1 protein-coding gene is annotated in these 3,361 nt (G+C 41.3%); it reads left to right on the plus strand.

Translation table 11 applies throughout. The annotated features are described in order from the left end of the window. Positions 1-264: 264 nt before the first annotated feature. Positions 265-3,361 (plus strand): M28 family peptidase (locus tag V3V99_12505; GenBank protein ID MEE9443478.1); only part of this gene is annotated, 3,097 nt, incomplete at its 3' end.

Consider the following 3,361-nt stretch of genomic DNA (forward strand, 5'->3'; position numbering starts at 1 on the left):
GGAGCGGTCCGCCCCCGGAACCTCTGGAATCGGGCGATGCTAATTGCGATGGAACGGTCAATGTCGGCGATGCGGTGTATATAATAAATAATGTCTTCAGAGGCGGTCCTCCTCCGGGATGCTTTTAGCAATCAAGTGCCGGATTGTTGTGAGAATGCCAAATAGCGTTTATGAATAGCATTTTATAGTTGTATGATATAGAATAATCTGTATATTATTAATGGCTCGTCGCTAAATCTATTTTTGCATTTCGGGGAGGCATCTGTGTATAAATCGATATTTTTTTTGATCCTACTGGTTTTCTCTCTGAATGCATTCGCCATAAGCGGAGACATCTATAAAGTTCTAATCAATAGTCAAAAAGAAGCCGACATACTTATTTCGACTAATGTCGAACCGTTAGTCCGAATTATAGGCGGGTATATCGTTCTGGCCGACAGGCAATCATCCAAACTGCTTCTAAAGAGCGGATTAAAATTAGAATTTTTGGCGCGTGATATCGAAAAGGATGATTTGTATTACGATAATTCTCGAGATCAATCAAATATTCAAAAGCATCAAATCGTTTATCACTCGAATGAAATATGCCTTTTGCGGGTTGCCGATAGTAAAGCCCTGACATCGGAAGATAAACGAACACTCTTTCCAATACTTAACGATGGTCTTAAGATATTTTACAAAGCTCCTGCAATACTCAATCCATTGTTTTCGTTAAGTAATCTTGATATCGATTTGGAGTGGCTCGTAAGTTTGATTAACCAGGATTCGTGCTATTCCTATGTGGATACGTTGCAGGGACTTGTACCAAGAGGATTTTTAGTATCTAGTGATAGACATCGCGCCCTGAACTGGTTAAGACACAAATTCCTTGAATTTGGATATTCCAACGTTTGGTTTCACGAATTTACGTTTGAAATTTCCGGACCTTGGTCGACAGGTTACAATATTATTGCCGAGAAACCAGGTAACATATATCCCAATCAGCAAATCGTAATTGGCGCTCATTATGACAACATAAACGACCTTCCCGGTGCTGACGATAATGGCTCCGGCACCGCTGGAGTATTGGAAATCGCCAGAGTTCTATCTGACATTGACACCAGGATGACATTTAAATTTATCCTATTTGACGCCGAAGAATATGGGTTGCACGGCTCGCATAAATATGCTTTTGACGCAGCCGCCCGAGGGGATGACATATTATGCATGATCAATATGGATATGATTGGACATATTGAAAACGAAAATGAAGCATCTATTGGACACTATGAAAATAATCTATATGCGGAATTAATGGTTGAATTGGCAGGTTTATATGCTGATATTCAAGGAATTATACAAATTCCTCCGGTAAATTGGGATCATTTTTCATTTGCGCAGGCTGGGTATGATATTGCATATCTAAGAGAATATATATTCTCACCACACTGGCATTATGAAACAGATAGTACTACATATATGAATTTTGATTACATGGCCCGGATGGTAAAGACCGTGCTGGCAACCGGGTATGTTATCAATCAGATGATACCAAAGGTTGTTATATCGACGGTCCTGGATGTTGGCGACGGGCAGTCGTTGCAGGTAAATTGGATTCCTCACAGCTTAGATGATATATCGGAGTATCGAATTTATTACAATACAGTACCGCCCACAACGCCGCGCTTCGTGGTTGTTTCCGGGGATGACTCCAGCATCATAGTCGATGGGTTAACGGAAGATACGGAATATTCATTCTTAGTTTATGCCTATAATGATCAAGGGGGCAAATCGTTTATTGGAGAAATGGCATACGGAACTCCATATTATTTGCCCAGGCAGCCTCAAAATCTAACGGCGATGCCTGAATATCGAGCGATTTCGCTTTCCTGGCGGGGAAACAATACAGAGCTTGATTTTAATCATTATTCCTTAATTAGAGATGGAGAATTGTTACAACACGAAATATACAGCGATAACTATACTGATAACGATTTTTCATTGGGCAATTCGTTTCATTCTTATCAAGTGGTTGCTGTTGATAACGATGGGAATACATCCGATTTATCGGGTATCGAACCTGTTCTCGGTCGAGCCGCGACTCTTGAGAAAAGTAAATTATTGGCTATAAACCGGTCCGGTACCGAATGGGTGCATTTTGTTGACGAGGCCGCCACCGGATTATTTATACGTGATGCCTTAAGCGGGTTTTCATTCGATTATATATCTGATTCGGCATATAGCTCCAATCCATTAAATCTTGGCCTAATTGATCTTATTGATTACGAGGTTGTTGTTCTGGGTGGTGAATCGCTTCGTGATGATAATTTTGGCATCCCTGACAGTACCGGCGGCATATTAGAAGCTGTGGATTATTATATGTCGATGGGTGGGAAAGTGGTTATTTTTGGACGATGGGGGGATGCCAACGATGATGGCGGCGAAAATTGCTTTTCATTTAGCGAAGACGAATCCGATTGTGCATATCGTTCCAAATTTCATATTATTTATCGATGTCAGAATCTTACGCCGTTCATAGACAACATATTTTACTCAGACTTGGTCGGCGCTCATAGCCAGGTTGAGGGTTATCCGCAATTAATATGGGATTCACTTGCAACAGTTGAACATACGGATTTGGGATTTGAATGCACCGGGATTCCGGGTCCTACGTATGTTCATTTATTAGGCAGTGGCTTTGAAATAATATATAGATATGATTCGAGATATGATAATTCTAATGAAAGTAAGGCGATAGCCTGGCGATATTTGGGGAGTGACTATCAATACGTATTTTTTGAATTTCCACTGTCCTTCATGGAAAGATCATCCGCCTTATTGGCTCTTCAAACCGCTGTATCCGAATTGCTAACAATTGAACCGGCAGGATTTGTATTAATCGAGCCGGATACTTTGGATGTTACTGATACAATCGACCAAATTTCCATTTACGTCGGAGACTTTGGAGATGGAAAAATAGCGTCGGAGGTGAATGTTGGGACAATTGTGGTTAATGCTCAAATGCTTCCATCGTCAGTTTCTACTATTCCTTCACATCCTTCATTTACCGGGGAGGTTATACTTATAGATATTTCATCGCAGGCGTTTATTGATTCTTATGGCACCATATCTGATACAAATACTTTTGATTATATGGTATTCTGGAACTTCACCGGAGATTCCGAAATGCAGACGGCTATCGGCAATATCACACTTATTAAGCCGGAGTCCGTTCTCGGTGATGCTAACGGCGATGGTATGATCAACGTCGGGGATGCTGTTTATCTGATAAATCATATATTCAGGAGCGGTCCGCCCCCGGAACCTCTGGAATCGGGCGATGCTAATTGCGATGGAACGGTCAATGTCGGCGATGCGGTGT

The sequence above is a fragment of the Candidatus Zixiibacteriota bacterium genome (assembly GCA_036480375.1).
Lineage (GTDB): Bacteria > Zixibacteria > MSB-5A5 > GN15 > JAAZOE01 > JAZGGI01.